The following is a 22,451-nucleotide window of genomic DNA, read 5'->3' as shown; positions in this document are numbered from 1 at the left end:
ATGCCAAGGCAGGCGGGCCGGCCCAGAAGCTCGGCAAAATCAAGGCACGCCGAATCGTGGACCAGTTCGATTTCGAATTCGTAGGGTTTGTGGACTTCTTCGGTGCCGGAAAAGGCGTAGACACGCAGATCGGAATGGGCGGGAGTGTCGAATGTGAACCACGAGCTGTTTGCTGACGGATGCGGCATGGATTCTCCTTGTGTAACGGGAAACGGCGGGCTTTTTCATACCAGTTTGCCAGCGATTACCGCGTCGCACATTGGGGAGAATGTGTAGTTTTTTTCGATAATTATGGGGATAGAGAGGAAAATGCAGGCTTGAAGGCGAAGGAGAGGTCAGGAGATGCGGGGAGCTGCAAAGGCGCGGGCAGGTGCCCGCGCCATCGGATATTCAGGGTAATTCCTGGTCCAGGGCTTCCTTGAGCTGACCGCCGGTGAAGAGGTCCCGCAGCACAAGCGGGCTGTCCGGATTGCCCTTGGGGAAGATGGCCAGGATGGGGATGGACTTGGAGCCCAGGCTTTCAAGCAATGCCATCAGTTCCGGATCGTGGCGGGTCAGGTCCACGCGCATCAGGATGGCGTCATGTTCCTTGGCGAACGCGGCGCTCTTTTCCGGGGTGAGCACGGTCTTTTCCAGAAACTTGCAGTTGGGGCACCAGTCCGCCGTGAAGTCCAGGATCAGGTTTTCCTGTCCGCGCAGGGTTTCGAACTGTTGCATGTCGAAGTTTTTCCAGGGGTCCGGATGTCCTTCCGGGCGAAAGAGGAACGCGGCGGCAAGAACGACCAGGGCGACGGCGATGCCGCGAATGGACCATCTGCGCGTGCGGCTCTGGCTGAGGCTGGTCCATTTTCCCCAGATCCAGGCCGAAAGGGCGATGGTCCACAGCAGAATGAGCACGTTCACGTATTCCGAGGTCGGCAGAAGGCCGAAGAGATATACGCAGGTCGCGGCCAAAAGAAAGCCGAGTATGCGCTCCAGGTGCAGGGTCCAGGCGCCGGGTTTGGGCAGGAAGCGGTACAGGCCGGGGAAGAGCGCCATGGCCAGGTAGGGCGAGGCCATGCCCAGTCCGATGCAGCTCAGCACCAGGGCGATGATGTCCGGGGGCTGGATCAGGGCCCAGGCCAGGACGCCGCCCAGAAATGGCCCGCTGCACGGGGTGGCCAGGATCGTGGCCAGGATGCCAGTGGTGAAGGATTCAAGGCGCGGATGGTGCACGACTCCCTTGGCCTTGCCTTTGAGGTCGATGAGCGGCAGATCGTAGACCCCGAACAGGCTCAGGCAAAGCGCGAAGACAATGGCGGTCAGGGTGATGATGGCTGCCGGTTCCTGGAAAATCTGTCCCCAGGCCATGCCGGTGACGGCGATGATTCCCGCCAGGATCAGAAAATAGAGCATCATCCCGAGGGCGAAGAACAGGTTGTGAGTGCGAAAGGCGAGCCGCTGGCTTTTGGGCACGCTGTCCGCCGCCGGAATGAAGGAGCGCAGCTTCAGGGTGATGACGGGGAGCACGCAGGGCATGAAGTTGAGGATCAGACCGGCCAGAAAGGCCAGCGCAGCGGCCTTGGAAAGGGTGTGGACTTCAAGGCCCGGAGAGAAATAGCGGGGCGAGAGCGCCCGTGCGGCGGGCGTTTGCGCCACTTCGCCAGAGGTGACAGGCTCAAGGCCAAGGCCCGAGTCCGGCCCCGGGGCGGCCTGCACAAAGCGGGGCCACCAATCCTGTTCCTCGGCGGGCGGCAGGGCTTTTGCCGTTGTGATCACAAGCTCCAGTTCTTCCTTGATGGGCTGGCAGGTGGTCGAGGAACAGAGCAGGGCCTTGATCCCAACCACGACCGTGGCGGGTCCGTCGGGCAAGGGAATGAAAAAGGGCGTCGGGCCGTCGTAGAGTTCAACGATGAGGCTGGGGTCAAGGGGGTCCGGCCCCGGTGTCGGCGGCGGGTAGAGAGGAGAGATGACCTGCCCGTCGCGTGTCGCCCGAATTTCCGTGGGGAACCCGGACGGCCCCTGAATGTAACCGTAAGCGTGCCAGTCGGGGCTGGGCGTCAGGGTCAGCACGGCGAGAACGGGAGCCTCTACGTTGTCTGTGCGGTAGGCCTGCAGTGAAATCCGGTACGGCTCTTCGGCCCGCGCACCGGCTGGAGAGGCCAAGGTCAGGAGTACGAGGCAAATCAGGAAAAACCTGGACTGAAATATCATTGTCTCTTGGGGGTTGAAGTGTGCTTCGGCAACGCGCCGCTGAATTAATACTTTTAAGAGGTTTGCGCACGCGAAGCAAGAACGGGAAGAGCCTATTTCTTTGGATGAAGTTTTCTGACCGCAAGAATAGGTCCCATACGACCTATAGGACCTATTCTTGGATAAAAAATGCCGGGAGCCTTCCAATGGAAGACTCCCGGCGCGCAAGGAGAGAAAAGTTCGGGCCGGGACAAACCCGGCCCGTCATTTATTTGAGATGGTCGGCCAGCACTTCGGCGATGTGCCGCACGGCGAAGCCGGACTTGTTCACTTCAGCGCCGCCGCGCAGCTGCATGATGCAGCCCGGGCATTCGGTGACCAGAACTTCGGCTCCGGTGCGGCCCGCGTCGGTCAGCTTGTTCTTGAGGATCTGTTCGGAAATCCCCGGGAACTTGGCCGAGTAGGTGCCGCCGAATCCGCAGCAGACCTGCTCCTGCTCCGCCTGGGCGTATTCATAGCCGCCCAGGGCCAGAAGCTGGCGGGGCTGCTCGACCACGTCCAGGCCACGGCAGAGGTGGCAGGGGGCGTGCAGGGTGGCGCGCTCCTGGGTCTGCTTGAAGCCGTCGGCGGTCACGCCCAGCACATCGGTCATGAAGGCCGAGAAGGGGATGACCTTTTCGGCGAAGGCCTTGGCCTCGGCGTCGTTTTCACCAAGCAGGAACGGGTAGTTGTGCTTGAGATGCGAGGCGCAGGAGGCGCACAGGGTGATGATGTAGTCATAGTCGCCGCTCATGGCCGCGATGTTCTGCTTGGCCACGTCGACGCCCGCTTTCTTTTCGCCCATCATCTGCAGCGGCAGGCCGCAGCAGGACTGGTCCATGGGGAAGTCCACGGCCACGTTGTGGGCGGCCAGAACTTTCACCGCGGCTTCCAGCTGTTCCGGATAGACGAAGTCCTGCACGCAACCCGAGAACAGGGCGATGCGGTACTTGGGTGCGGAAACAGTGGGTTTCAGCGCCGCGAAGCGATCCCGGAAGGGCTTGGCGGCAATGGCCGGCAGCGCCTTGAAGCCGTGATCCTTGGAGAAGATGTGCGGCAGATGGCGGATGTACTGCGTGCCTCCGGTCAGCGGACGCTGGGCCATCTTGGCCGTGCGCAGGAAGGCATGGAACAGCTTGCGGTTCTTGAGCAGCTTGCCGAGCAGCATGGACGGCAGCGGGTGGCCGTCTTCGTCCAGGATGCGGGCGTGGATTTCCTTGATCAGCAGGGGCAGGTCGATGCCCGCCGCACAGATGTGCTTGCACGCCTGGCAGTTGATGCAGTTCTGGACCAGGTTCTTGGCCTTGTCCTTGCCGTGGAAGAAGTAGGTCAGGATGAGGCCGATGGCGCCGATGTAGATGTGTCCCATCTGGTGGCCGCCGACCATGCGGTAGACCGGACAGACGTTGGCGCAGGCGCCGCAGCGCACGCAGCGAAGCACCTGGGCGAAGAGGGGATCCTTGGCCATCTCGCTTCTGCCGTTGTCCAGGAAGATGATGTGCATCTCTTTCTTGCCGCCAGGGGCGGTCTGACACTCGTTGGCGCCGCTGATCCAGGTCACGTAGGAGGTGATGGCCTGACCCGTGGCGTTCTTGGGAACGACGCGCAGGATCTTCAGGGCGTCCTCAAGGCTGCCGCAGAGCTTGTCGATGCCGGCGATGGCCACATGCACGCGGGGCAGGGTGGTGACCAGACGGGCGTTGCCTTCGTTGGTCATCAGGCCGATGGTGCCGGTCTCGGCGATGGCGAAGTTGGCTCCGCTGACGCCCATGTCCGCATCGGCGTATTTCTGGCGCAGCTCGCGGCGGGCGACCTTGACCAGACGCTGGATATCCGAGGACTGGTCATGCTTGGTGACCTGCGAGAAGAGCTCCGCGACCTGATAGCGGGACAGGTGAATGGCCGGCATGACCATGTGGCTGGGGCCTTCGTGCCGCAGCTGGATGATCCATTCGCCAAGGTCGGTCTCGACCACTTCGAGTCCGTCTTTTTCCAGACGGTGGTTCAAAAGGGTTTCCTCGGCCGTCATGGACTTGGATTTGACGATGATCTTGCACTTGTTCTCGGCAGCGATGCGGGCCACGATCTCGTTGGCCTCGTCGCCGTCCTTGGCCATGTGCACTTTCACGCCGTTTGCTTCGGCCTTGGCCTTGAACTCGGCATAAAGTTCGTCCAGGCGGTTCAGACCTGCGTCCTTGGCCTTGACCACTTCCTCGATCAGGGCCTCCACGTCGTATTCGCGGAAGGCATTGGCCCGGCCCACGGGGTAGGCCGTGGCGAATTTGTCCATGGCTCCGCGCAGGAAGGTGTTGTCCAGAGCTTCGCGCAGTTCCTCGTTATATTCGGAAAGATTTTTGGCCTTCTGCATTATTTGTCCTCCAGAATCAGGATGTGCAGTTCCAGGGGCCCGTGCACGCCCAGGGCCAGAACGCGTTCGATGTCAGCGGTGCGGCTCGCGCCGGTGACAAAGGCCAGATAATTGGGTTTCTGGCTCATGAAGCCCTTGAGTTCGGCGTACATGTCCTCGGCCGTGGCGCGGATGCGTGATTTGGGGATGACCGCGACGTGGATTTCGCTGACCATGGTGGCCAGACGCAATTCCTCGCTGGAGGAATCGATGACCAGGCTGCCGGTCTCGCCGATGCCGTAGTCCGCGACCGTGAACCCGATGTCGATGCCGGCCAGATGGCTGCGCATTCCGTCCTTGATGACGGAGATCTGGCGTTCCGCGGCCTGCTTGAGCAGCTCTGCCATGTCGGCATCGTTCAGGGCGGGGGCGGCGATGATCTTGCCCCATTCTTTCAGTTCGCACAGATCCTTGCCCTTGTCGGACAGGGTTTCCTCACAGCCGCTCATGAGCAGCTGACAGGCTTCTTTCTGGGCGCACAGATCAACAGTATAGGCAATGGCCTGAGCCATGGAGTCCACTTCCGAGACAATGGCCGAGACGATTTCCGCTTTTTTCCGAAACTTTTCCAAAACCTCTGGGGTTGGTCCCATACGTCCTCCTGGGTGAATTCATTTGGCATTCCATACGCAGGATGCGTGCCAGCTCGCCCTGCGGATTTTAATTCAATTATCCCAATATCTTGATTGCAATAGGTGCTTTGCCGCAAATTTAATTTGTGCTGAATTGTGTGATTTCACCCAGCATGGATGGGGGGATTGGCGCAGTCTTGTCATCGGGAGGCGGCCTTGTCCCGCAAGCGTTTGAGCATTTCCGACGCGGCGATGCCCCCGGCTTCCGTCAGTTCGCCAAATTCAAGGGCTTCGCGGATAGTGTCCAGCAGATCGTCGAATCCGGAAGCCTTCTGCTTGGAGAAGACATGGTGCGCTCCCTCGCGCAGGGCCACGGACTCGACTCCACGGTCGATCAGGGCCTGCAAAAGCGGCCGCCACGCTTCCTGCCCGAGATTTTCCAGTGCCACGGCCGCGAGCCAGGACACATCGGAGTTTCGGTCTTCAAGCGCATCGACCAGCGCCGGTGCGGAGTCCGGTTCGCGCAACGTCCCGAGGGCCTTGGCAGCGGCCCAGCGCACATGGTGGTCCTTGGCGGTGAGCAGAGCTTCGCACAGGGGCGCAACCGCCGGTTTTCCCAGCGCTTCCAGCCCTTCCCGCCCTTTTTTGCGGATCAGTCCGTCCTTGTGAGCCAGCATGGCCATGAGGGCCGGTATTTCCGAGAGCCCTGATTCTTCAGCGTTCATGATCGTTCCCGTGGTGAATTGTGCCTGATTAACTTCTACTGTTAAGCACGATTCGGGGAAAAGTCCCGCGTAAAGTTCAGGGCCGATTCATTCCCGGATGCAGGACAGCCGCCCCTCAATCACTCGGGCGCGGAAAGCGTGATCGGCGCGCCGCTGGTGCCTGCATAAAAGACGATGATCTCCGCCGGTTCGTCGCCTTCGTTCACGCCGTAATGCTCGGTATCGACCAGTTCGACGATGGGATCTCCGGCCTTGAGATGCAGCTTCTCGCCGTTGGCGGCTACGACTGTGAGCTGACCGCTGAGCAGCACTCCGGCATTGATGACCGGATGGGTGTGCGTCTTCAGGCGGGTTCCCGCAGGGATGGCGATACGCAGGATGGTGATCTCGGGTTGGCCCCCGGGATAGGCGGGCAAGGTTTTCTTGTTCCAGCTCTCGGTGGTTTTGACGAGCTCCCTGACGACGGCGGGACCGGCGTGCGCATCGTGCTCTTTTTGCCGCGCCGCGCAGCCGGTCTGAAGGATGAGCAAAAAGGACATGGCCGCAAGGAGGAGCGAGGTTTTCTTCATGGTACCGCCTGGTTATGAAATGGTGAAAGGATCATTCGGAGCTTTTGCTGTTTGAAATTTCATTGCATCCGTTTTTGCGCGGCATGAAAAATCGGCTCATTCATCCGGCCTGGAGCATTCCTCCAGCAGATACAGGATGTTGCGGTACGGGATGCCCCCGTGCAGGCTCAGGCCGATCTCGCATGTGCGGGATGTGGAATAACCTTCGCCGCACTGCGCGACCTGCGCGGCAAGCCCGGCCAGGGCCGAGGCGTTCAGGTCCGGTCGATGAAAGCCCTTGTCGCCGGAGAACCCGCAACAGAGGATGCCCTCGGGGAGGACGACGCTCGCGGCCAGGCGGTGCGCCAGGTCCGTGAAGGCATCTGTCAGGCCCATGAGACGGGTGGAGCAGGTCGGGTGCAGGGCGATGGTGCGCCGCGCCGGTTTCAGTTGCAGGCGCGGAAGCAGGAAAGTCTGGGCGAATTCGATGGGCTCGAAGAGGGCAAGGCCGCGAATCTCTTTTTTCATGCGCGCAAGACACGGGCTGGTGTCGCAGAGAATGGGATGGCGGCCGTTCTCGGACGCCTCGCGCAGCGCGCGTTCAAGCTCCAGGATCTTCGATTGGGCCTGATCGAAGAGTCCCTTGGTCTCAAATGCCTTGCCGCAGCAGAGTTCGTTCACGTTGCCCGGGATGCGCACCGTGAACCCGGCCCGTTCGAGCAGGAGCCGCGTGACTTCGGGCAGGGGGGGCAGACGGTCCCCGCGGGTGTCGCCCATGGTCCGCGTGGCGCAGGACGGCAGATAGACGACCACGTCCCGATCGGTGGCGCAGCCGGGCTTGCCGGGCATCGATGCTGCCGCGCGGGGCAGGTGTTTTTGCCACAGGGGCAGCCTGTTGCCGCTCAGCCTCGTCAGGATGCGGCTCACGGCCTCCATTTTCAGATCACCGAGGGCCAGGTGCGCAAGGTCGGCCGCGCCCAGCACGCCGCGCACAAGTGATGTAGCGGTGTTGAAATGCGTCGCCACCCTTGCGGCCGCCGTGCGCGTCAAGGGAGTGGCTGCGTCATGGCGCAGATCCCGGATGAAGGAGGCCACGTCGATGCTCAAGGGGCAGCGGGTGGTGCACAGCCCGTCCGTGGCGCAGGTGGATTCGCCCAGTTCCGTGAAGGCCGCGCGCCATTGCCGTGCCTCGTCGTCACGTCCATCCTGTTCCAGGCGGGTGATTTCCCGCCAGGCCGCGATGCGCTGGCGCGGCGTGAAGGCGATGTGCCGCGAGGGGCAGACCGGCTCGCAGAATCCGCAGTCCACGCACATGTCGATTTTTTGATGGCTGGTCAGGGGGAGCTTGAGGCCTTCAAGATGCGCGCTCGGGTCCTCGTTGAACATCACGCCCGGGTTCAGGATGCCGTGCGGGTCGAGCAGCTTCTTGATTTCCCTCATGATCGCATGGATCGGATCTCCCCACTCCTGACGCACGTAGGGGGCGATGGCCCGGCCCGTGCCGTGTTCGGCTTTGAGGGACCCGTCGAAGTCCTGAGTGATGAGGGTTGCCAGGTCATCCAGAAATTCGTGCAGGCGCCTCAGCTCCGCAGGGTCGCTTATGCGCGTGGGCAGGGTGAAGTGGAAATTGCCGTGAAAGGCGTGCCCCATGATTCCGGCATCATAGCCGTGGCGCTTGAAGAGGCGCTGGAAGGCGGCGCAGCCTTCGGCCAGGCGTTCCACCGGAATGTTGATGTCTTCGGTGATGACGAATTCGTCGGCGGCGCGAAAGCTGGTCACCGCCGAGAAGAGGCCGCGCCGGACGGCCCACAGGCGTTCGCATTCGGCCGGGTCGGTGGTGAAGCGGGGCGGTATTACCTGTTCGATATCGACCAGGGCCGCGAGGATCGCCTCGGTATTGCGCGCGAGGGTATCGCTGTCCTCGGCGCGGGTCTCCATGAGCACGGCGCAAGCCTCGTCGCCCAGTTTCCGCAGGATGGGCGGCGCCGAGGGCAGGCCTTCCACGGCGCGGATGGAGGTGCGGTCAAGAAGTTCCGCCGCCTGCACCGGGCAGCCTCCGCGCAGGGCCATGACCGCTCGCGCCGCCGCGTTCAGGTCCGGAAAGATCATGAGCGCCGTGGCCCGCAGGGGATGGACCGGCACCGTGGCCAGGGTCACGGAGCTGACAAAGCCGAGGGTCCCTTCGGATCCGATCATGAGGTGGGTCAGCATGTCCAGGGGATCGCCATATTCGGTCAGGGCGTTGATGGCATAGCCCGTGGTGTTCTTGATGGAATACTTGCGCCGGATGCGTTCCACCATGGCCGGGTCGGCCATGATCCTGCCGCGCAGCGCAAGGAGGCGCTCAAGCACATGCGCATGACTGATGCGCAGCGCGGCCACGCTGTCCGGATCTTCGGTGTCCAGGATCGTGCCGTCGGCCAGGATGAGGCGCATGTGGCGCATGGTCGCGAAGGTGTTCTGGTCCACGGTGCAGCACATGCCGGCGGCGTTGTTGGCGACCATGCCGCCGATGGAAGCGGCCGATGCAGAGGCCGGATCAGGTCCGATGCGGCGGCCGAGGGGGGCCAGCGCGGCATCGGCCTCGCCGCCTGTCAGGCCGCAATGCAGCCGGATGGCCCGTCCCTCGTCCAGGATCTCATGCCTGCGCCAGAACGGACCCCGGATGCGCGCCACGATTTCTTCGCCGGTGGCCTGGCCGTTGAGGCTCGTCCCCGCTCCGCGAAAGGTCACGCCGCCGCCGTGTTCGCGCAGTGTCGCCAGCAGGTTCCGGATTTCGGTTTCATTTTCCAGATCGATGACGGCCTTGGCGCGGGGCTGGTAGATGCTGGCGTCGAGGGCGAAGACGCGCGCCCGCACGGCATCCGGATACAGGCGTTCCGCCGGGACGATACGGGCCAGGGCGGCGGCAAGGGAAGACGGCAATGGCATTGGGCGCTCCAGGGGGTCGGTGCCCCTGAACCGTGGCGGACGGAACGGGGCGTGCTCGTGAAGGACAAAATCACTAGGGGGGTGCAGTGTCGAAGTCAATGTGACGGGTCGGGTCGTGCGGATTTGAACGGATGGGCGGGTGATGCCCAGAAAAGGGTTGCAAACCTTCTTGCTGATCGATAATTGTTTATGCTTTGTGTCCTCTTTTTTGAAATTTTAATAAAAACAAAGGCTTGTATCATTCGTCCCGCGTGGCGTCTGGACAGCCCGGAGGCATCGATGAAGATGAAGGTTTCGGTGGCGATCTTTCTGGCCATGACCATGTTCTGCGCCGCGTCGGCCCAGGCGGAGCGGGTTCTCAAGTTCGGGCACATCGCGCCCACCAAGATCGAGAACAAGGATTTTCCCATGCACAAGGCGGCCCTGGCCTTTGCCGAGCACGTGGAAAAGGAGACGAAAGGCGAGATCAGGATCGAGGTCTTTCCGCTTGGTCAGCTCGGCAACGAACGTTCCATGCTGGAGCAGGTCCAGTTCGGCACCCTGGACATGATGGACTGCACCACGGCCGTCATGTCGAATCTCATTCCCCAGGTGGGCCTCCTGGACCTCTTCTTTCTCTTTCCGAGCAAGGAAGTCGCCTACAAGGTGCTGGCCGACGAGGAATTCAAGACCGTCATGGACGCGCTGATGCCCGGCATGGGGCTGATCCCCATCGGCTATGCCGAAAACGAGATGCGCGATTTCGGTGTGCGCGACAAGACCATCACCTCGCCCGAACAGATGAAGGGTGTGCGCGTGCGGGTCATGGATTCGCCCGTGTTCCTGGAAAGTTTTCGGGCGCTCGGCGCCAACCCCGTGGGCATTCCTTTTCCGGAACTGTACACCGCCTTGCAGCAGGGTGCCGTGGACATGCAGGAAAACCCCATTCCGACCTCGGTCATGATGAAGTTCACGGAAGTGGCCAAGTATCTGACCCGTTCCTCCCACTCCCTGACCTGTCTCTACAAGATGGTCAGCCGTCCGGTCTGGGAGAGCCTGACTCCGGAGCAGCAGCGGATCTTTCTGGATGCCGCCAAGATCGCCGAGGACATCAACCGCACCGAAAACACGAACATGCGCAACGAACTCGAAAAACTGGCGCAGGAAAAGTTTGGCGCGACCATCGCGGACCTGACTCCCGAAGAGCGCAAGGCCTTTCATGACGCCGTGCTGCCCGTGCACGAGAAGTTCGCGAACCAGGTCGGCAATATCCCCGATGACCCGAAGTTCGGAAAGTACGCAGGCAAGCGCTATTACGACATGATCGTGGAAAAGGTGAACCAGTACAGCAACTAGATCCTGTTCGCGGCGACCTCGACCTGGATACGGCGCCGCGAGCCAAGGCAAGCCTTGAAACAGAACGGCAGGGCCTTTTGGTCCTGCCGTTTTTGAGAGAATGATGAAGAATTTTCTGCGCATCCTCGGGCATATCGAGGAATTGACCGTGGGCGGGCTGCTTCTGCTGCTGGCCGTGGGCACCACCATCCAGGTCATGACCCGGTATTTTCTGGGCATGACCTTTGACTGGTTTGACGAGGGCAGCCGGTATCTGCTCGTCTTCGTGACCTTTGCCGGAGCAGGCATGGCCGTCAAATACGGAGCGCATTTCTCCATGGAGGCCGTGACCCAGTATGCCCCGCCGCGCATCGCCGCGGCCCTGCGGACCCTGGCCGGCCTGCTGAGCGCGGCGGTGATGCTGGTCATCGCCTGGTACGGGTGGGAGCAGACGACGCTGCTGGCCCGCTACGGGATGACCACGGCGTCGCTGGGCATGCCCATGTGGGTGGCCTATCTGCCCATACCCGTCTTCGGGGTAAGCATCGCCCTGCGTTTTCTGGGCAGGGCCCTTGGACAGGCGCGCATCATGTTCGGGCAGACCGCAGAGGAGCGTGACTGATGGTCTGGTTCATCGTCTGCACTTTTTTGGGCCTGTTGCTGCTTTCGACGCCCATCGCCATTGTCGTCCTTGCGACTACGGCCGGGGCCGTCAGCCTTTTTCTGAACGTACCCCTGACCGCGCTGGTGCAGCAGCTTTTTCGCGGGCTGGACAATTTTCTGCTGCTGTCCATTCCTTTTTTCATTCTGGCCGGCAATATCATGGCCGAGGGGCGCATCGCCCATTATCTGGTCCAGTCCATGGACGCCTGCGTCGGGCGCTTTCGCGGCGGGCTGGCCCTGGCCGGAATTCTGACCTGCATGTTTTTCGCGGCCATCTCCGGGTCAAGCCCGGCCACCGTTATCGCCGTGGGCAGCATCATGATTCCGGCCCTGATCCGTTCGGGCTACAGCGAAAAATTCAGCATCGGCCTCATCACCAGCGCCGGAACCCTCGGCATTCTCATTCCTCCGTCCATCCCCATGGTCCTCTATTCCCTGGTGGGCAACACCTCGGTCAGCGACATGTTCATGGCCGGCGTCGTTCCGGGCGTGATACGGGTGATCATCTTTGGGGCCTTTGCCGTGTACATGGCCAGGCGTTTCAACTGGGGCGCGACATCATCGCATTCCCTGGGCGAAACCCTGCGCATCCTCGGGCGGGCGTCCTGGGGACTGGCCATGCCGCTTATCGTGCTCGGGGGCATCTATTCCGGCATCTTCACGCCCACCGAGGCGGCGGGTGTGTCCGTGGTCTACGCCCTGCTGGTCGAGACCTTCATCTACAGGTCCCTGACCTGGGAAAAGTTGCGGGTCATCCTGGTCAAGAGCGCCGTGCTCTCATCGGCCCTGCTCTTCATCATCGCCTGCGCCATGCCCTTCATCTGGCTGCTGACCCGGGAGCAGCTTCCGGTGCAGGCCGCCGAGTTCATCGGCGCACACATCAGCAACAAGTACGTTTTTCTGTTTCTGGTCAACATCCTGCTGCTTGCGGTGGGGTGCGTCATGGACATCGTGACCTCGATCCTGGTCCTGACCCCCATCTTTCTGCCCATGCTGGCCCACTTCGACATCGATCCAGTGGCCTGGGGAATCATGATGATCGTCAACGTGGAGATCGGATTCCTGACCTTTCCCTTCGGCCTGAACCTGTTCGTGGCCATGGGCATCACCAAAAAGCCCCTGACCTATATCGCCCGGTCGGTCATGCCTTTTCTGCTGTTGCTCTTCGTCTGCCTGCTCATGGTCACCTATATTCCGGTCATCTCCACCTGGCTGCCCTCAGTTCTGAAATAGCGAGGGCTCTCGCAAAATGAAAAACCGCATGAGGCAGCCCCCATGCGGTTTTTTTGTTTTAAGCGCCGACGTCGGCTCCGGCCGTATCAGGCCAACTGATCAGCCTGACATTCTTCGATGGCCGAGCAGCAGACCATGTTGCGTCCGCTGGTTTTGGCCAGATACAAGGCCAGGTCGGCGTTGTGGACCAGGCTTTCCGGCGGGGTCAGGGCGCCGGGCTTGAGCCCTGCGATGCCGATGGACACCGTGACCCGGAAGCGCTTCTTCTGGAAGCGGAACACGGTCTGGCCGATCTGGGCGCGCAGACGTTCCGCCAGAATCCAGGCCTGCTCTTCCCGGGTCTGCGGCAGAATCACGACAAACTCCTCGCCGCCGTAGCGGGCGGGAAAGTCGGATTCACGCAGGGTCTTGTGCAGTATCTTGCCCACTTCCCGCAGCACCATGTCTCCGGCCTGATGTCCGTAGGTGTCGTTGACGGACTTGAAATAATCGAGGTCGATCATCATCAGGCTGAGTTCGTCCTGATGGCGCTGGTGGCGTTTCATTTCCTCGCGCAGGCGAGTGTCAAAATGATGACGATTGGAGATGCGCGTCAATCCGTCATGGTCCGCCCGGGCCTTGGTCTTGCGGAATTCGAGGCTGTTGCGCATGGCCAGGGCCAGATGATTGGCGGCCGAGCCGAGGACGCGCAGGCGATCCTGCCCGAGGGCCGACGCCTCGCGCGAACAGATGACCAGGGCTCCAAAGGGCTCCGGTCCCAGGGACAGGGGCAGGGTGATGAGCTGGTCGAGCTCCGGCTGACTTTCCTCATCGCCGTCCCTGTGTTGCAGGACCGAGACCTGATAGCCGCGTACCTCGTGATTTCCGAGGCGGGTGGCCAGGCTCAGCAGATGATTGATCCATTCCGCCTGGCTCGTGGTCGAGAGGTTTTCGGGCAGAAAGAGTTCCGCCTCGGTCTGGCCTTCGTTCTCGCTCCAGAAGATGCCAAGCACGGCCCGGACATCAAGGAGCAGCGCCAGATCCTCGGCGCTGTTGGAGAGGATGACCGACGGATCAAGGGTCTGACTGGCCTTGGTCAGCAGCTGGTTGAGAAATGCCAGCTGTTCGTTCTTCCGGGCCAGGAGTTCCCGTTCGAGACTGATCTCGCGCGCCATGAGGAAAATATCCTGATACATGCTGGATACTTCTTCCGCCTGTTCCAGGGCGCGGGCAATTTTTTCCCCATTGAGGGGACAGGTCATGAGCGTGAGAAATATGCCGGAAGACATGAATTCCAGAGCTTCCGGGTCATGTCTGTCGGCAATGAGCAGGAACTGCCAGGACTTGTGCGCGGTCAGCCGCTCCCTGTCCTGCGCCGCCAGTTCTTTCCAGGTGGAAACGGCCACGAAGACAAGCCCCCCCTGGGTTCTCTCGCTCATGAATTCCAGCGCCGAACCGGGCAGGCGGTTCTCAAGAATGCTTGTCCGGGGCAGGTGCCCTTTCAGCTGGGAGGCCAGCTCGGGGCTTAAGGCCAGGCCCAGGCAAGGGCGGGTCGGGGTGTCCATGAAATCCTCCAGGGCAACGAAAAATTGACGATTTCCTGGAACTTAGCAAGTTTGCTGCCAAGCATGACGAAGGGCGACAGCCAAGGCTCCGCCGTGCGTTCCGAGTCATTTTCCCGCCTGCTCGCGCCGCCTTTTCAAAGGACGCTCATAGGCCCGGATATTGCTCTGGCTGGGCATGGCGCAACACTTAGGCCCTGTCTGGGGCACTCTTGACCCGTTTGTCGAAGGCGGTCCCATCATCGGACGCAAGGTTGCCAATGCTGGTTTCCTGCGGGCCCTGCTGGAAGCCGATCCTTTCGCGGCCTATCATTTTTTTCTGGCGGACCGGCAAAGCGGCGAGGCGCTGCAAACCTACGTGCAGTCCGTCTGTCCGCAGGCGCTCGGCAAGATTCGCATCCTGCCGCGCACCGCATTGCCCGAGCATCTGGCCCGGACTTCCTATCATGCATTTCATCTTTCCGACTGTCTGACCTCGCAGGGTTTTCTGGCTGCGATCAGGAACAGGCTGGCCCATGACATCTTCCCCATCACCGGCGTGACCCACTCTCTGTCCTACGCGCGCTACGGCCAGTCCTTCGCCCAGCATGTCTGGAGCGGAAACACGCCGAGGGACTGCATTGTGGCCACCTCAAGCGCCGGGGCCGATGTCGTGCGGGAGGAACTGGCGGCGCTTGGCGAAGCGTATGGCGCTCCGGTGCCGCAGGTGGCGGTGGTGCCCCTTGGCGTGTGGTGCTCTGAATTTGACGCCCCCGGACCGGGTGGCGTGCCCGCCGTGCCGGAGTCGAAGACCGTTTTTCTGGTACCGGGACGGATCAGTCCGTATTCAAAGATGGATCTCTTGCCCCTGCTGCGTGCTTTCCAGCGTGTGCGCCAAGGCGGGACCAAGCTTGACGACGTCTGTCTGGTCCTGGCCGGAAGCCCGGACGAGGGCGCATCCCTGCCGCACACCCTGACCAATCTGGCGGCCAATATCGGACTTGAGCTTGTTGTCGTGCGCTGTCCCGACGATGCGACCAGGACGGCCCTCTTGCATCGCGCCGACGTGGTCGTGTCCCTGGCCGACAATCCGCAGGAGACTTTTGGCCTGACGATCCTGGAAGCGGCCGCCGCCGCAAAGCCCGTCATCGCTTCGGACTATGACGGCTACCGGGATCTGGTCCGTCACGGACTCACGGGATTTCTGGTGTCCACTCTGGACAGCGGCGAGGTGGACGACATTTCGCTCCTGGCACCGCTTCTCTACGACAGCACCTATCACCTGTGGCTGGCCCAGGACGTGGCCGTGGATGTGGGCGAACTTGCCGGGCATCTGCACGCCATGCTGCGCAAGGGCGTGCGTGAGGGCATGGGCCGGGCGGCCCGGGAGCATGCCCTGGGTTTTGACTGGTCCCGGATCATCGGGCGCTATCTGGAATTGTGGGAGCGGCTGGCGGCAGCGTCCGCGTCCAGGCCGGACGGGGACGGCCATCCGCTGCTCATGCGCCATGGACGGATTTTTGCCGGATACCCGACGCGGCGTCTGGCGGAAGGGGATGTGCTGGAAATCACGGATCTCGGCCGTGCAGTGTACCGGGGAAAGGATTTTCCCGTGGTCTATGCGGGCATCGAAGACCGGATCGACCTTGAGCTCATGCGCAAGGTGCTGGTCTGGACCCGGCGTCCGTTACCGTGGACGGCCCTGCAAGAGAAGGCCGATGCGGCGGAGCGTCTGCCCTCGACCGTGATGTGGATGCTCAAGGGGGATCTGCTGCGCGTCTCGGCTGTGTCCGAAAGCTTGAAAACGCAGAGCGAATGACGAACTATCAGGCCGCCCCAAAACGGCGACCTGCTGCGTCAGCGAAAAAATCCAGACCGCGCATCTGCGCAATACACCGCGCGCCCTGAATTTTTTCGCTTCCTTGCATCTCACCATTTTTGAACGGCCTGCGCATTTTGAATTTTTCAACAGTCAGCTATCCGTATTTTTCGAAATAGCCGCGCGGGGTGAGGATCTTTTTTCCGGCCAGTCGGCTCGCGCTGTTGCCGATGATGACGGTGGTCAGCATGTCGGCCCACTCGGGATCGCAGGTGCCAAGGGTCGCGACGCGGACGTCCTGATCCGGACGGTAGGCGTTGCGCACGAAGCCCACGGGAGTGCTCGCGCCGCGATGCTCGGTCGCGATGGCCAGGGCCTGTCCGAGATAGGAATCGCGCTTGCGGGACTTGGGGTTGTAGAGAGCGATGACGAAATCGCCTTCCACCGCGCAGCGGATGCGCTTCATGATCGTCGGCAGCGGGGTCAAAAGGTCGGACAGGGAGATGGAGGCGAAGTCGTGCATGAGGGGAGCGCCGAGCAGGGCTGCCGCCGCGCACAGGGCTGGGATGCCCGGCACGACTTCAAGCTCCACGGTGTCCAGGAGTTCCTCGCGTTCCAGATATTCCAGGACCAGTCCGGCCATGCCGTAGATGCCGCTGTCCCCGGAAGAGACGACTACCGTGTCGAGTCCGGCCAGGGCGAATTCAACGGCCTTGGCCGTGCGTTCCATTTCCTTTTTCATGGGGCTTGAAAAAAGGGTCTTGCCCTTGAGCAGATCAGGATCGACCAGCTCCATATAGCGGTCGTAGCCGACAACGGCTCCGGCCTGGACCAGACAGGACAGGGCCATGGGGGCGAGCAGCGCCGAGCTGCCGGGCCCAAGGCCGATCACGGTCAACCGGCCAGACATATGGCCACCGTCACGTTTCCGCTTATCGTCTTGGGCACTATGAGACGCGCCGCCGGGGCTGATTTCAGGGCTGCCTGGATGGCTGCTGCTTCGCATACGCTCCCAACTCCTATTTTTTCCCGCACCCGCTCCGAGGGGTTGGGGACTTCTGTTTCATCAAGCATCGACGCTTCAAAGAATTCAAGAGGCAGCCCGAGTTGCCGCGCCGCTTCCAGCAGCCCTTCTTCGTCCGCTTTAAGTTCAACGCTGGCCAGCGCGATCAGACTGCCTGACGCCAGTTCGTGCGCAGTCATGACCTGACTGATGGCCGTCAGAATTTCATCCCGTGACACGCCCCTGCGGCAGCCGATACCGGCGCAGAGGCAACGTGGATGCAGGATCAGGCCCTCGGCCTTGGCGTTCTTCCAACTGACCAGCACCTGCGCCTGAGTCTCCTTCACCAGTTCGAAAGAATCTTTCAGGTCGTCGTTTCCGGACAGGCCCAGACGATTTTCCGGGTCATGCACCGTGACGCGTCCGCCCTCGGCCAATACGCTGTTCAGCCCCGCCAGGCGGGAAGGATCCGCGATGGCGCAGTCACGATTTTGGGCCAGGGTGTCGATGGCGGGCTTGCCGGCCGTGTCCGTGGCCGTGGTGATGACGGAACGGCCCCCGACATGGGCGGCGATGCGCCGGGCCAGGTCGTTGGCTCCGCCGAGATGGCCGGACAGGAGGCTGACCACGTGTTCGCCGTTCTGATCGCAGACGACCACGGCCGGGTCTGTTGTCTTGGATTGAAGCAGGGGCGCGATGCTCCGCACCACGATGCCCGTGGCGGCCACGAAAACGTGGGCGTGGTAGAGGGGGAAATTGACGCGCACCTGATCGGCGATGCGCTCAAAGCCCTGCACCCGGTCATGGGCGGCCCGGTCTTCGGCCAGACGGCTGGTGGCGAAGAGATCGGCCGGGGCCATGGCCGCGATGCGCCTGGCAAGGCCCAGGCCCTGGCTGGTCATGGCGTAAACGGCCATGCGCGACCAGGTCTGGGGGCGTAAGGCCTCGCGGAAGCCGTGTCCGAACGAGGCGTCATAGAGCCTGGACTGGATTTGCGGCGCGGTCTCTTTGGGCAGGACCAGAAATACGGCCTGCCGGGTGATGTTGTCCGCCTGCACGCTCTCTTCGAGTTCCGAAAGGGTGGTGCGGATGATTTTTTCCCCGGGATGCCCAACCTTGTGGCCGATGACGATGACCGTGTTTTCCGGCGATCCGGCCTGGCGCAACTGGCTGGCCAGTTCTCCGGCCTTGTCCGCGGAGAGGTACACGGCCACGGATGAGCCGTGCCGCGCGAGTTCGCTCAGCCTTTCTGATTCCGGCACCGGAGTGCGGCCGTGCAGACGGGTGATGATGAGGCTCTGGGTGGACTCGGGCACGGTGAACGACACTCCGGCCCTGGCCGCGGCCGCAAAGGCGGCGGTCACGCCGGGGATGATGGCCCAGGTCACGCCGTCACGGTCCAGCAGCGCGATCTGTTCGCGTACGGAGCCGAACAGGGATGGATCCCCGGTATGCACCCGCGCCACGATCCCGCCCTTGCGCGCCGTCTCGAGCATCAGGGCGTGGGTCTGTTCAAGGCTCATGCCCGCCGAATCGGCGACCACGGCTCCGGACCGGGCGCAGCCCACCACTTTGGCGGGCACCAGGGAGCCGGCATAGAGCACCAGATCAGCCTGTGCGACAAGGTCTCGGCCGCGCACCGTGATCAGGTCCGGATCTCCGGGACCTGCGCCGATAAAATAAACCTGAGGGGAAGTGTTCATGTGTCGCTTGAAGGTTTTTGGGTTTCCAGAAGGAATACGGGGTTGGACGGGGTGAGCCGCAGGTCACCGGCCAGAGGGGACCCGGCGTGGTGCATGAGCTGATGCACCTTCAAGGGCCAGCCCAGTTCATGAAAGACGGTGCGGACGGACTCCAGTGTGGAGAGCAGCACGGCGGCGATCACCATGCGTCCGCCGGAAGAAATAAGGGCGGCGCACTGGGCAAGAACAGGGGCCGATGCCCCGCCACCGAGAAAGATGTGGGTGGGAGCGGAAGAATGGGGATTATGGGTCTTATGGGACATATGGGACCTATAGGACGTATGTTCAGAACAAGCGGCATGGCCAATCTGCGCCTGGGCTGCCTTTTCATAGGTCCCATACGACCCATAGGTCCTATTCTTCCCATAATCCCCAAAATTCCCATTCCCCAAAAACTCCTCCAAACTGCCGTGCACCACTTGCACCAGCCATGCCCCCGTGCGTTCCACATTTTCCCTGATGTGCCGCACGCGTTCCGCCTGACGCTCCACCGCAATCACGCGCCCTCTGCCAAGGAGCCGCGCGGCCTCAAGGCTGACGGCTCCGCTGCCTGCTCCCAGGTCCCACATGACGGCGTTCGGGGGCAGGCGCAGCAGGGACAGGGCGAAGGCGCGCACTGGCTGCTTGGTCATGAGACCGTCGGTGTGGGCCAGCGCGTCGTCATCGAGACCCAGCCTGAGGGGCAGGGCGGGAATCGCCGTGCGTTCCAGGACAACAATGTTCAGGGCGTGCCAGGCGCTGTGCGCGGCTTCGGTCAGGGCGAGGGTGCTCAGCCTTTCTTCGGGGCCGCCCAGGGCCTCGGCCACGTTCATGCGCCAGCCCGTGACGCCGCGTTCCAGCAGAAGCCCGGCGATGGCGTCCGGACTGTGCTTTTGATCCGTATACAGGGCCACCAGATTGTCGTGCGTGAGGGCCGCAAAGAGCGGGGTCAGGTCGTCGCGGCCGTGCAGGGAAAGGGTCCGGCAGTCGTGCCAGGGCAGGCCGAAACGGGCGCATGCTGTCTGCATGGCCGAGACATTGGGATGAAATGTCAGCTCGCCGGGGGCGAAGTAGCGCAGCAGGCTCGCGCCAAGGCCGTAGAGCAGGGGGTCGCCGTCAGCCAGCACGCAGACATTTGCGCTTTCAGCCCGTGCGCGGATGGTCGCCGCGAATGCGTCCATGCCGGTCAGGGCCAGGCGGCGATCCTCGGCGATCTCCAATTCATCCAGAAGACGTTTTCCCGAGGCCACAAGGTCCGCACCTTGGATCAGCTCCATGATTCGGGGGCAGCGCTGCTCGCTGGACAGACCCAGACCGATGACGTGGATCATGCGGCCTCCGGGGTCTGGTGCAGGATTTGTCCGGTGAAATCGAAGAGCATGTAGCCCACTTGCAGATCGTGGCCGCAGAAGGCGCGGGCGGCTTCGGCGGCCCTGTCCGTGAGCAGGGTGAAGAGCGCCTTGCTTCGGGGCATGGGGGACAGCAGTTCCAGGGCCTGCATGGCCGTGTTGGCGCCTGCGACCTCCCGGCAGACATGTTGGTCGAAGCCGCAATCCGCGCACCATCCCGCCAGAATGCCAAGGTCAAGCTCCGCGCTGCGGGCGTGGGTGTAGCGGTGTCCCTGGGCCTGCTTGACCAGCTTTCCGAAAAAGACGCCCCAGAGCACGGAGCCAAATCCGCGCCGACCGACTTCGCGCATGCTGTAGGAAAAAAAGTCGGCCACCTGGACACAGGCCGTTTCCGGCGTCCGCGGACGGGCCTGACGCAGGAAACGTTCGCTGCGTCCGCCCGTGGTCAGGCAGGGGGTGGTCACGCCGCAGGCCTGCATGACATCCAGGCACTGGCGGATGGTGGCCTGATAGGCCGCGTTGCTGAAGGGTTTGACCGTGCCACGGGTGCCGAGGATGGAGATGCCCCCGACAATGCCGAGGCGCGGGTTGAAGGTCTTGCGGGCCAATTCTTCCCCTCGGTCGACGCGGATTTCCACCTCAAGGCCGATGCTTTCGCTTGCGCCCGGGGCAAGGGCGTCGGCCAGGGCCTCGGTCACGGCCAGGGTGATCTGCTCGCGGGGCACGGGGTTGATGGCTGGCATGCCCACGGCGACAGGCAGGCCGGGCCGGGTCACGACGCCCACGCCGGACCCGCCGCGCAAGGTCACGCCTGATTCTGCGCAGCGTTGCACCCGCGCGCGGATCACGGCTCGGTGCGTCACGTCCGGGTCGTCTCCTCCGTCCTTGACCACGGCGGCCATGACGGCGTCCCCGTCGATCCGGCTCTCAAGGATGGCGATGCTCATGCGTTCGCCAACGGGCAACTGCACGTCGACATGGTCCTGGGCGCGGCCCGTGAGCAGGTGCATGGTCGCCGCCTTGGCGGCCGCCGAAGCCGCCGTGCCCGTGGTGAAGCCATGGCGCAGGGTCATGCCCCGCAGGCTCCGGCGAAATGGGCGGCCATGTCCGGATTGGAGCCAAAATGCAGATGCACGTAGGATCCCAGGCAGTTGCCCTTTTTGTATCCGCCGCCGGCATTGGTCTTTCCGCAGCGGTCATGAACCTCGTAGACCTGGGCGGCGGCCGGGTCGCTGCCGCTCATTTGCGAATAGTGGAACTCATGCCCCCTGGCCTGTGCTCCGGGAGCGCCCAGCGCAGTGGGGGCGGTGAGCCTGATTTCGCGGTATCCCAGGGCCTGATGGCGGTTTTCCATGGCGCAGGAGAAATCAAAGACCCCGGCCATGGCATGTTCCTGGCCCGAGCGCGTGCGCAGGGAGCGCATCAGGTACATGAAGCCGCCGCACTCCGCGTAGACCGGCTTGCCGCCGGCGCAGAAGTCGCGGATCTTGCCGAGCATGGTCGTGTTGGCGGCAAGCTCTGCCGCGTGCAGTTCCGGATATCCTCCGCCCAGATACAACCCTTTGAGGGCCGGGGGCAGGTTCGTGTCGTGCAGCGGCGAGAAGGGCACCAGCTCGGCCCCGGCCTGACGCAGCATGCGCAGGTTTTCCTCATAGTAGAAGCAGAAGGCGCGGTCGCGGGCGTATCCGATGCGGATTTCCGGCATCCTGACCCCGCCGTCGCTGAGGGACGGCAGCGTGTACTCGGGCAGGGCCTCCAGCAACGCATCCAGATCAATGGATTTTTCGACCCAGTCGGCCAGGGCGTTCAGGCGCTCCTCGCGGCGGTCCAGGTCTTCGGCGGTGACCAGTCCGAGGTGCCGCGAGGGCAGGGGCAGATCGGCCTGGCGTTGCAGGCTGCCAAGCACCCGCACGCCCTGGTTGTCCATGGCCTGGGCCAGAATCTGTCCGTGGGTGGGACTGCCGGTCATGTTGAAGAGCACGGAGTCCAGGCGCAGGTCCGGGTCGAACTGGGCATAGCCCTTGACCAGGGCTGCCGCCGAACGGGCCATGCCCCGGGCGTTGACCACCAGCATCACGGGCACGCCCAGGATCTTGGCCAGTTGCGCGGCCGAGCCTTCCTCGCTGACGGCGCCGATGCCGTCGAAGAGTCCCATGGCTCCTTCGATGATGGAGATGTCGCAACCTTCGTGGTTGCGCCGGAAAATGCGATGGATCTCATCGGCCGAGAGCATCCAGCCGTCCAGGTTGTGGCTGGGCAGCCCCGAGGCCATGCGGTGCAGGCCGGGATCGATGAAATCCGGGCCGGACTTGAAGCCCTGCACCACCAGGCCCTTGCGGGCGAAAGCTTTCATCAGGCCGAGAGTGACGGAAGTTTTTCCGCACCCGCTGGAAGTTCCGGCAATGACGATGGCTTTGGGCATAAACTTATCCTTG

General features: G+C 62.6%; 17 protein-coding genes. 4 read left to right on the top strand and 13 right to left on the bottom strand.

Annotated features, from left to right (window positions below; all coding sequences use genetic code 11):
• From BMZ24_RS16755 to BMZ24_RS16725, 7 genes are all read right to left on the bottom strand, one after another.
• A partial coding sequence (locus BMZ24_RS16755) for a hypothetical protein (protein WP_208599876.1) occupies positions 1 to 188 on the bottom strand: 188 nt, incomplete at its 3' end.
• Between the two features lie 202 nt (positions 189 to 390).
• The gene (locus BMZ24_RS16750; protein ID WP_092193911.1) at positions 391 to 2,193 is read right to left on the bottom strand and encodes a protein-disulfide reductase DsbD family protein; all 1,803 of its coding nucleotides are present in this window, start codon (positions 2,191 to 2,193) and stop codon (positions 391 to 393) included.
• Positions 2,194 to 2,440: 247 nt separating this feature from the next.
• Entirely contained in the window at positions 2,441 to 4,579 is a 2,139-nt protein-coding gene (gene ldhH, locus BMZ24_RS16745) for an L-lactate dehydrogenase (quinone) large subunit LdhH (protein ID WP_092193910.1), read from the bottom strand.
• Positions 4,579 to 5,211 (bottom strand): LutC/YkgG family protein, encoded by a 633-nt coding sequence (locus BMZ24_RS16740; RefSeq protein WP_092193909.1) that lies wholly within the window; start codon positions 5,209 to 5,211, stop codon positions 4,579 to 4,581. Before BMZ24_RS16740 ends, ldhH begins: the two co-directional genes overlap by 1 nt.
• A 179-nt stretch (positions 5,212 to 5,390) precedes the next feature.
• Positions 5,391 to 5,915, bottom strand: a complete 525-nt coding sequence (locus BMZ24_RS16735) for a HEAT repeat domain-containing protein (protein ID WP_092193908.1) — start codon at positions 5,913 to 5,915, stop codon at positions 5,391 to 5,393.
• A 119-nt stretch (positions 5,916 to 6,034) separates the two neighbouring features.
• Positions 6,035 to 6,484, bottom strand: coding sequence for a cupin domain-containing protein (locus tag BMZ24_RS16730; protein WP_092193907.1), 450 nt, complete (start codon positions 6,482 to 6,484; stop codon positions 6,035 to 6,037).
• A gap of 96 nt (positions 6,485 to 6,580) precedes the next feature.
• A complete protein-coding gene (locus tag BMZ24_RS16725) occupies positions 6,581 to 9,394 on the bottom strand; it encodes an FAD-binding and (Fe-S)-binding domain-containing protein (RefSeq protein WP_092193906.1) in 2,814 nt (937 codons plus the stop codon).
• Positions 9,395 to 9,673: 279 nt separating this feature from the next.
• Here BMZ24_RS16725 and BMZ24_RS16720 point away from each other — a divergent pair, with 279 nt between their 5' ends.
• From BMZ24_RS16720 to BMZ24_RS16710, 3 genes are all read left to right on the top strand, one after another.
• Entirely contained in the window at positions 9,674 to 10,729 is a 1,056-nt protein-coding gene (locus tag BMZ24_RS16720; RefSeq protein WP_161949209.1) for a DctP family TRAP transporter solute-binding subunit, read from the top strand.
• Positions 10,730 to 10,832: 103 nt separating this feature from the next.
• On the top strand, positions 10,833 to 11,330 hold the full coding sequence (locus tag BMZ24_RS16715) for a TRAP transporter small permease (RefSeq protein ID WP_161949208.1): 498 nt from the start codon (positions 10,833 to 10,835) through the stop codon (positions 11,328 to 11,330).
• Complete coding sequence (locus BMZ24_RS16710; RefSeq protein ID WP_092193903.1) at positions 11,330 to 12,604, top strand: TRAP transporter large permease; 1,275 nt, start codon at positions 11,330 to 11,332, stop codon at positions 12,602 to 12,604. Before BMZ24_RS16715 ends, BMZ24_RS16710 begins: the two co-directional genes overlap by 1 nt.
• 86 nt (positions 12,605 to 12,690) lie before the next feature.
• Here BMZ24_RS16710 and BMZ24_RS16705 read toward each other — a convergent pair whose 3' ends face one another.
• Positions 12,691 to 14,148, bottom strand: a complete 1,458-nt coding sequence (locus tag BMZ24_RS16705) for a GGDEF domain-containing protein (RefSeq protein ID WP_092193902.1) — start codon at positions 14,146 to 14,148, stop codon at positions 12,691 to 12,693.
• Positions 14,149 to 14,323: 175 nt separating this feature from the next.
• Between BMZ24_RS16705 and BMZ24_RS16700 the strand changes: the two genes are divergently transcribed.
• Entirely contained in the window at positions 14,324 to 15,943 is a 1,620-nt protein-coding gene (locus tag BMZ24_RS16700) for a glycosyltransferase family 4 protein (RefSeq protein WP_143077942.1), read from the top strand.
• Positions 15,944 to 16,100: 157 nt separating this feature from the next.
• Here BMZ24_RS16700 and cobJ read toward each other — a convergent pair whose 3' ends face one another.
• From cobJ to BMZ24_RS16675, 5 genes are read right to left on the bottom strand one after another with little or no spacing between them, the layout of a single operon-like run.
• Complete coding sequence (cobJ, locus tag BMZ24_RS16695; protein WP_092193900.1) at positions 16,101 to 16,853, bottom strand: precorrin-3B C(17)-methyltransferase; 753 nt, start codon at positions 16,851 to 16,853, stop codon at positions 16,101 to 16,103.
• On the bottom strand, positions 16,838 to 18,649 hold the full coding sequence (gene cobM, locus BMZ24_RS20445) for a precorrin-4 C(11)-methyltransferase (protein WP_092193899.1): 1,812 nt from the start codon (positions 18,647 to 18,649) through the stop codon (positions 16,838 to 16,840). Before cobM ends, cobJ begins: the two co-directional genes overlap by 16 nt.
• Positions 18,646 to 19,998: a precorrin-6y C5,15-methyltransferase (decarboxylating) subunit CbiE gene (gene cbiE / locus BMZ24_RS16685; RefSeq protein WP_092193898.1), complete on the bottom strand. Its 1,353-nt coding sequence runs from the start codon at positions 19,996 to 19,998 to the stop codon at positions 18,646 to 18,648. Before cbiE ends, cobM begins: the two co-directional genes overlap by 4 nt.
• Positions 19,995 to 21,089, bottom strand: a complete 1,095-nt coding sequence (locus BMZ24_RS16680; protein WP_092193897.1) for a cobalt-precorrin-5B (C(1))-methyltransferase — start codon at positions 21,087 to 21,089, stop codon at positions 19,995 to 19,997. The genes cbiE and BMZ24_RS16680 overlap by 4 nt, the downstream gene beginning before the upstream one ends.
• Positions 21,086 to 22,438, bottom strand: coding sequence for a cobyrinic acid a,c-diamide synthase CobB (locus tag BMZ24_RS16675; RefSeq protein ID WP_092193896.1), 1,353 nt, complete (start codon positions 22,436 to 22,438; stop codon positions 21,086 to 21,088). The genes BMZ24_RS16680 and BMZ24_RS16675 overlap by 4 nt, the downstream gene beginning before the upstream one ends.
• Positions 22,439 to 22,451: the final 13 nt, after the last annotated feature.

Origin of the sequence: Desulfomicrobium norvegicum, assembly GCF_900114595.1 — a bacterium.
GTDB classification, from domain to species: Bacteria; Desulfobacterota; Desulfovibrionia; order Desulfovibrionales; family Desulfomicrobiaceae; genus Desulfomicrobium; species Desulfomicrobium macestii.
Note: the sequence above shows the minus strand (reverse complement) of the source record. Positions and strands in the feature narration are given on the sequence as shown.

Bases quoted from the DNA above. Each gene is read 5' to 3' on its own strand.
- BMZ24_RS16750 (WP_092193911.1), bottom strand. From the start codon at position 2,193: ATGATATTTCAGTCCAGGTTTTTCCTGATTTGCCTCGTACTCCTGACC.
- ldhH (WP_092193910.1), bottom strand. From the start codon at position 4,579: ATGCAGAAGGCCAAAAATCTTTCCGAATATAACGAGGAACTGCGCGAA.
- BMZ24_RS16740 (WP_092193909.1), bottom strand. From the start codon at position 5,211: ATGGGACCAACCCCAGAGGTTTTGGAAAAGTTTCGGAAAAAAGCGGAA.
- BMZ24_RS16735 (WP_092193908.1), bottom strand. From the start codon at position 5,915: ATGAACGCTGAAGAATCAGGGCTCTCGGAAATACCGGCCCTCATGGCC.
- BMZ24_RS16730 (WP_092193907.1), bottom strand. From the start codon at position 6,484: ATGAAGAAAACCTCGCTCCTCCTTGCGGCCATGTCCTTTTTGCTCATC.
- BMZ24_RS16725 (WP_092193906.1), bottom strand. From the start codon at position 9,394: ATGCCATTGCCGTCTTCCCTTGCCGCCGCCCTGGCCCGTATCGTCCCG.
- BMZ24_RS16720 (WP_161949209.1), top strand. From the start codon at position 9,674: ATGAAGATGAAGGTTTCGGTGGCGATCTTTCTGGCCATGACCATGTTC.
- BMZ24_RS16715 (WP_161949208.1), top strand. From the start codon at position 10,833: ATGAAGAATTTTCTGCGCATCCTCGGGCATATCGAGGAATTGACCGTG.
- BMZ24_RS16710 (WP_092193903.1), top strand. From the start codon at position 11,330: ATGGTCTGGTTCATCGTCTGCACTTTTTTGGGCCTGTTGCTGCTTTCG.
- BMZ24_RS16705 (WP_092193902.1), bottom strand. From the start codon at position 14,148: ATGGACACCCCGACCCGCCCTTGCCTGGGCCTGGCCTTAAGCCCCGAG.
- BMZ24_RS16700 (WP_143077942.1), top strand. From the start codon at position 14,324: ATGGCGCAACACTTAGGCCCTGTCTGGGGCACTCTTGACCCGTTTGTC.
- cobJ (WP_092193900.1), bottom strand. From the start codon at position 16,853: ATGTCTGGCCGGTTGACCGTGATCGGCCTTGGGCCCGGCAGCTCGGCG.
- cobM (WP_092193899.1), bottom strand. From the start codon at position 18,649: ATGAACACTTCCCCTCAGGTTTATTTTATCGGCGCAGGTCCCGGAGAT.
- cbiE (WP_092193898.1), bottom strand. From the start codon at position 19,998: ATGATCCACGTCATCGGTCTGGGTCTGTCCAGCGAGCAGCGCTGCCCC.
- BMZ24_RS16680 (WP_092193897.1), bottom strand. From the start codon at position 21,089: ATGACCCTGCGCCATGGCTTCACCACGGGCACGGCGGCTTCGGCGGCC.
- BMZ24_RS16675 (WP_092193896.1), bottom strand. From the start codon at position 22,438: ATGCCCAAAGCCATCGTCATTGCCGGAACTTCCAGCGGGTGCGGAAAA.